The sequence below is a fragment of the Halococcus thailandensis JCM 13552 genome (genome assembly GCF_000336715.1).
In the GTDB taxonomy this organism is placed as follows: domain Archaea; phylum Halobacteriota; class Halobacteria; order Halobacteriales; family Halococcaceae; genus Halococcus; species Halococcus thailandensis.
Genome location: NZ_AOMF01000060.1, coordinates 1 through 3,417, shown reverse-complemented (window position 1 = coordinate 3,417; position 3,417 = coordinate 1). Strand labels below are relative to the sequence as shown.

The window sequence follows — 3,417 nt, the reverse complement described above, 5'->3', positions numbered from 1 at the left end:
CGCTCCCTGAATCTTGTTCAAGCACCCATCCACAGCCTTGTCGATTGCGTCGCCGTCAACGTATTCCGCTAATCTACACAAGAGCGACTCACCCTCTCTATCCACTACTACCCGGAAGGACGACTCAAGACCGAGATCGGGATTCACGACGAACCTGAAAGCCGAGCTACTGACGAAACGCCGGTTACGCGCTGACCACTCTGGTGTAACGTGACTCAACCAACCGCAGAGCCCGCGAACAAGTCACGTCCCGAAGACCGTCACTGAGGCTTGAGAGTCATGTTTTCGTCCCTTCCCCGAAGCCGAGAAACTCCCCAGTCCTCGCTGAACGAACTGTGTACAACCTCCACCTCACGAGAAAAGGGAACAGAGAACAGAAGAACTGCAAACAGTCTCTCACGTGTAGGCAGTTCATATCTATACCGTGAGAGGATGGACAGGAAGCCGCATGGCTGCATTCGACCTTGACAACGAGTCTCTGGATGTACGACAGTCCAAGGCGATCAATACTGTCGTTCGAACGCTCGATGAACGTGCTGAACTCGCCAGGGGTGAACTGCCGGAGGCCGATCGAATCGCCCAGGAAGACGCCCCACAGGTCATCGAAATCGGGATCCAGTTCGCTGAAACCGTGATCGATATCGGAGGATGTGTCGATACCTATCCCCAGACGAACGCTCTGAAGAAACCATCCGATCGAGATCCGTTTGCTACCGTCTCCATCGACGCGTATCCACCAACAAACCAAGCGATGACGCTCCCAGCCCGGTATGAGCAACAGAGAGTCCCGAAGATCGGTGTCAACAATCCGTGATTCCGGATCTCTCGTGGCTCCTCACGCTCGCAGCTATCGGCTTCATCGTCGTGGCCACTGTGCTTACTGCGATCCGTCCACTTGTCGTTGATCGCCGAAAGAGCACCCGGAAGCCGACGGGGACGAAACGCGAACGACTGACAAGCGGCATCGACGGTGCCCATCGCATACGTCTGCGGATTACGGAACGTTCCCCAGACACTGTTTCGGTGCGAGCACGTGCGCTGGGCATCGTTCCCGGATATCAGTATGTATTCGTATTCGACCAACTGCTCGCGTCGCTTTCCGAGTCGGCCAACAGAGCGGTCATGGCTCATGAGGTTGCCCACCATCGAGGCTGGCATCCACTACTGCGGGTCGTACTACTGGCTGTTGCACTCATCGGGTGGCCCCTCGCTATCGCGAGCGGTGTACCGTACGCGCTTGTGGGTGGGATGGGAGCCCTCCCTCTGTATGTACTGTTCGTGTGTTGGATCGAGCGCCAGACAGAATATTTCGCCGACGCGTACGCTGGGAGGCAGGTGGGCTACGACTCGATGATTGACGCGTTGAACTATCTCAAGAAGACGAAGTCCGGCCGGCAACAGAGCAGGTTTGCTGGATTGCTAGCAACCTACCCATCATTTGCCGAGCGTATTGACCATCTCAAGGATTCCGCTGAGGAGGACGACTATGATCAGGGTGGCCTCGAGTGAGAGACACGCAGACGCTCAGCATCACGAGAAGCCAAATCCAGGATGCCTGCGATACACCATCGTTCAGATGGAGCGGGAGATTATCTGCTTGATTCATCCCGAGTTTGAAGCCCGAGAAAACGCAAGATCATGATTGTGGCTGCCAGCATGACAACCGCCGCGTGGATCGCTGGCCCGCGCCGGACACGCTTGCGGTCAGGCTCGTAGACGATGATCCCTGCATTGGCGAGCGCCGACAGGTGCGACTGGATCAACCCGTTATAGACGGCGTCATACTTAGAGCCCGGGACGGCTCCGGGATCCGTTCCTGCCTCAACACCAGCGATCTGGCGGGCGAGTGGCTTGACTTCGATAGATCCGCCCGGATCCAGAACGAACACACGGGCAATAACGAGCCGACGTCGTCTATTCGACAGCAAGTGGTAGTACTCGTTCAAATCACCTTCAGTCACGGGATGAAGGAAGAATCGAAGCAGTTCTGCCGGCGTCTCTGGGAGGTCGATCGTCATGTGAGTAGCGAGTTGTTCGGGCTACAGTCTTAGTCTTGTCTATTGAATACCGTACTTGAAGTACAGTATATTGTACTCATAGAAACAGTATCGCGCCATCTAAGAACTGTTCGAGCGAGTACGCTCGTGAATGCGCCCGCGCATCGACTGGATGACCCGCTCCGACGATCGCACCCTGGAGTTCCTCGACGACAAGGAGATCGTCGCCTCGGCGAGCGTCATCGCCGTCAATATCGATTACAATCCGAACTACATCTCCCGGCGCTGCCGGCGGCTTGCCGAAGCTGGACTCATTCAGCGCATTGACAGCTCCAACTACCGCCTCACCGACATCGGCGAACGCTATCTCTCCGGTGAGATCGATCCCGACGAGTTGGAGGTCGACGACGAAGAATCCTGATTGAGTATTTCTGGGATTGCTTTCAGAGAACCCTGAACTGATGGAGGCCGCTGCGAACTGATCACTGAATCGTCGCAGCGGTGGCTCTCATCCAGACATCACTGGTCTCAAGCAGGCGAGGTCGATGGATCGAACTGTTTGAGGTAGTTTTCAAGCGCGCTAGCGGTCCGGAACGCGCTGAGGTTCAATGCTTCGACGGGTTCGTTACCATCCGGCGGGTGCACATACCAGACGTTTTGAGTGTGAGAACTCCCGGCGAGGCGCAAGTCAACACCGTGGATCTGTACCCATGCGCCGTGGGCATACGTTCCCGCCATGAGTTCGCCGAGGACGTCTGCAGCAGTCCACTCTGCGTCCTCGTTGGGATACACCACTGCATATCCATCCTCATCTCGATTGGTCATGCTTGCAGCCCTCCGAAGATCGGATCGGCAGCTGTGTGAGCTCTGTATCCAGTGCTATGGTAAGTCGATTCGTGATCGATACGCTCGGAACGCGAGCCGGTGGCTTCAAGCCCGCGTGCGGTCGTAGCTTGCATTGGTCTTCGTCCTGAGAAGACCAGTCCGGGTGTTCATGCACCCGGGCGTTTCCATAGTTGTCCGCCCTCGTGGGACCGGCCTCCTCTGTCTATTCATTGCTCATGGCTAGTAATAAAAATACGGATACGGCCCCTGTTCGTATTCCTGTGATTAACTCTCGATCTCTCACGAGTGCTTCCTTATTTCGAGAGGATCGAATAGATAGCATCGCAGCACGAATCGTGTCTACTGGGTACAATCGAATGGAATGACCGGTTGCAATCGTCCGTTTCCTGGAGGGTACATCAACCAATAGCGAGTAGCGTAGATCATATGAAACACGCTACAGCCAGTCGCGGTCAATAGTGTGGCGATGGGGGAAGGCGAAAAATGGGCTCCATTGAATCGCTATAAGGCAGTGGAATTCACGGTTTGATGAGTCGCTTGATGTTGTAGACGAGACACATCAGGACGACTTCAC

General features: G+C 55.5%; 5 protein-coding genes. 3 read left to right on the top strand and 2 right to left on the bottom strand.

Annotation, left to right across the window (positions count from 1 at the left end; translation table 11 throughout):
- Positions 1-448 precede the first annotated feature (448 nt).
- Both C451_RS02640 and C451_RS02635 read left to right on the top strand, forming a co-directional pair.
- Positions 449-814: a hypothetical protein gene (locus C451_RS02640; RefSeq protein ID WP_007737397.1), complete on the top strand. Its 366-nt coding sequence runs from the start codon at positions 449-451 to the stop codon at positions 812-814.
- Entirely contained in the window at positions 811-1,509 is a 699-nt protein-coding gene (locus tag C451_RS02635; protein ID WP_007737395.1) for a M48 family metallopeptidase, read from the top strand. Before C451_RS02640 ends, C451_RS02635 begins: the two co-directional genes overlap by 4 nt.
- 80 nt (positions 1,510-1,589) lie before the next feature.
- Here C451_RS02635 and C451_RS02630 read toward each other — a convergent pair whose 3' ends face one another.
- Positions 1,590-2,018, bottom strand: a complete 429-nt coding sequence (locus tag C451_RS02630; RefSeq protein ID WP_007737393.1) for a DUF7344 domain-containing protein — start codon at positions 2,016-2,018, stop codon at positions 1,590-1,592.
- 130 nt (positions 2,019-2,148) lie between these two features.
- Here C451_RS02630 and C451_RS02625 point away from each other — a divergent pair, with 130 nt between their 5' ends.
- Entirely contained in the window at positions 2,149-2,418 is a 270-nt protein-coding gene (locus C451_RS02625; RefSeq protein ID WP_007737391.1) for a PhiH1 repressor-like protein, read from the top strand.
- Between the two features lie 107 nt (positions 2,419-2,525).
- Here C451_RS02625 and C451_RS02620 read toward each other — a convergent pair whose 3' ends face one another.
- Positions 2,526-2,822, bottom strand: coding sequence for a hypothetical protein (locus C451_RS02620; RefSeq protein WP_007737389.1), 297 nt, complete (start codon positions 2,820-2,822; stop codon positions 2,526-2,528).
- Positions 2,823-3,417 lie beyond the last annotated feature (595 nt).